Genomic DNA, 3032 nt, shown 5'->3' on the forward strand with positions numbered 1-3032 from the left:
CCCGCCAGACGCTCCGCCGTCAACCCCTCCACCACACCGTCGTCCAGCACACCGGCCGTGTGCACCACACCCGCCAGACGCCCCCCGTCGGAAACCTCGGCCACCAGACCGAACACCTGGTCCCGGTCCGTCACGTCGCAGGCCACCACCCGCACGTCCGCGCCCAGCGCCGACAACCGCTCCGACAGCTCACCCGCACCCGCGGCCTCCGGGCCACGCCGCGACACCAGCACCAGAGAGCGCACGCCGTGCACCGACACCAGGTGCTCCGCGACCAACGCCCCGAGCGCGCCCGTACCACCGGTCACCAGCACCGCACCGTCACCCACGACCGGCGCCTCCACCGCCGTGATGCCGGCCCGGACCAGGCGCGGCGAGTACACCGCACCCCCACGGACGGCCAACTGGCCGCCGGTCGCGGTCGGTTCCCGCAGGACGCCGTCCAGCAGGGCCACCAGCGCGGCATCCAGGTCGCCGTCGACATCCGCCAGGACGATGCGACCCGGATGCTCCGACTGCGCCGAGCGCAGCAGACCCCACACCGCCGCACCCGCCAGGTCGGCCACCCGGTCGTCGGCACCGACCGAGACCGCGCCCCGGGTCACCACCACGAGCCGCGACTCCGCCAGCGCGTCCGCCGCCAGCCAGGACTGCACCGTCGCCAGCATGTCCGACGTCACCGCCCCGACCGACTCCGGCGTCGCCGAGCCGGGCGTGGGGAACACCGGCAGCAGCAGCGTCCGGGGGACGGACTCCTCCCCCGCGGCCGTCGCCACGTCGGGGTACGTGGGCACTCCGACGGGTGCCAGCAGCTCCTGGCCGCCGGTCACCAGCGCCCATCCGGAAAGCTCCCCGGCGGAGGCGGCCTCCACCGCCGGCCACCGCAGCTCGAACAGCGACCGCGACGCCACGCCCGGCGCGGCCACGCCGGTCAGCTCCCGCAGCGCGAGGGAGTCCACCGACACCACCGGCGCACCCGACTCGTCGTACGCCACCAGCCGCAGCCCCGAACCGTTACGGCTCAGGCGCACCCGCAGCAGGCCCGCGCCCGAGGCGTACACCTGCACGCCCTCGAACGCGAACGGCACCCGTGGGCCGCCCGACTCCTCACCACCCAGCAGCAGCCCGATCGGGTGCAGGGCGGCGTCCAGCAGCGCCGGGTGCACGCCGAACCCGGCGGCCTCCGTCGCGGCGTCGCCCGGCAGGACCACCTCGGCGTACGCCTCGTCGCCGCCGGTCCAGGCACGCCGGAGACCCTGGAAGATCGGCCCGTACGTCAGGCCGTGCTCCGCCAGCGTCGCGTACCACCCGGCGAGGTCCACCTCGGACGTCCCGGTGGGGGGCCAGGTGATCGTGTCGGGCTCGTCGGCCGTGGACGACTCCAGCACGCCCTCCGCGTGCCGGGTCCAGCCCGCCTCGGGGTCGTCGTCGGGGCGGGAGTAGACGGCGACCGCGCGGTACGCGGAGCCACCGGTTGCGTCCACCCGTACCTGGATCCGCACGCCCCCGGTTTCGGGGAGCACCAGCGGGGCGGCCATGGTCAGCTCCCGTAGCCGGGAGAGGCCCACCTCGTCGCCGGCCCGCACGGCCAGCTCCACCAGGGCGGTACCCGGCAGCAGCGTCAGCCCGGAGACCGTGTGGTCGGCCAGCCACGGGTGCATGGCCAGGGACAGCCGGCCCGTCAGCACCATCTCGTCGTCGCCGGCCAGATCCACCGTCGCGCCGAGCAGCGGGTGCCCGGTGCGGCCGAGCCCGGCCCCGGACACGTCACCCGTACGCGACCGGTTGGCGGCGGGCCAGTAGCGCTGGTGCTGGAAGGCGTACGTGGGCAGGTCGACCCGCCGCGCGCCCGTCTCGGCGAACCACTGCGTCCAGGACACGGGAACCCCGTGCACGTGCAGCTCCGCCAGGGCGTGCAGCAGCGCCTGCGGCTCCGGCCGGTCGCGGCGCTGCACGGCGACGGCCAGCACGGCATCGTCGTCGGGCAGCACGTCAGCCGCCATCGCCGTCAGGACGCTCTGCGGCCCGACCTCCAGGAACGTGTCGACACCGGCGGCCCGCAACGCCGTGACCCCGTCGGCGTAGCGCACGGCCTCGCGGACGTGCCGCACCCAGTACTCCGGGGTGCGGATCTCGTCGCCGGCCAGCGCACCGGTCACGTTCGACACGATCGGCAGCAGCGGCGTGGTGAAGGTGAGTCCGGACAGGACGGTGCGGAACTCGTCGAGCATCGGCTCCATCAGCGGGCTGTGGAACGCGTGGCTGACGGTCAGCCGGCGAGTGCGGGTACCCCGGTCGCGCCAGAGCCGCTCCACCTCGTCCAGGGCCTCGGCGGCACCGGAGACGACCACGGCCGTCGGACCGTTGACGGCAGCGATGCCCAGCCGGTCGGCGAGCCCGGCGAGAGACTCCGCCACCGCCGCCTCGTCGGCAGCCACCGCCAACATTCCGCCACCCGTGGGCAGCGCCTGCATCAACCGGCCCCGCGCGGCGACGAGGGCGCACGCGTCCGCCAGGGACAGCACACCGGCCACATGCGCGGCCGTGACCTCGCCGATCGAGTGGCCGGCCAGCATGTCCGGCACGACGCCGAACGACTCCACCAGACGGAACAGGGCCACCTCGACCGCGAACAGGCCGGCCTGGGTGAAGACGGTCTGGTCCAGCAACTCCGCCTCGGCCGAACCCGCCGACGCGAACAGCACCTCCCGCAGCGGACGCGGCAGCAACGCGTCGAGCTGCGCGCACACCTCGTCGAGCGCGGCGGCGAACACCGGGAACTGGGCCGACAGGTCCCGGCCCATGCCCGCGCGCTGCGCACCCTGACCCGAGAACAGCAGGGCGAGCTGGCCGCGCTGGCCGGCGGTGCCGGAGACGACGGTACCGGTGGGGTCGCCGTCGGCGAGGGCGCTCAACGCCGTGACCAGGTCGTCCCGGTCGGCGGCGGTGACCACCGCGCGCTGCTCCAGCGCGGGCCGGGTGGTCACCGAGGACCAGGCGACATCCAACGGACGCGGGGCCTCGTCGACGCT

At 75.1% G+C, this 3032-nt stretch carries 1 protein-coding gene; it reads right to left on the minus strand.

Annotated features, from left to right (window positions below):
• On the minus strand, positions 1-3032 hold a 3032-nt coding region (locus AC5L34_RS29415), incomplete at both ends, for an SDR family NAD(P)-dependent oxidoreductase (RefSeq protein WP_494827899.1).

Source organism: Micromonospora sp. ZG13 (assembly GCF_059359355.1).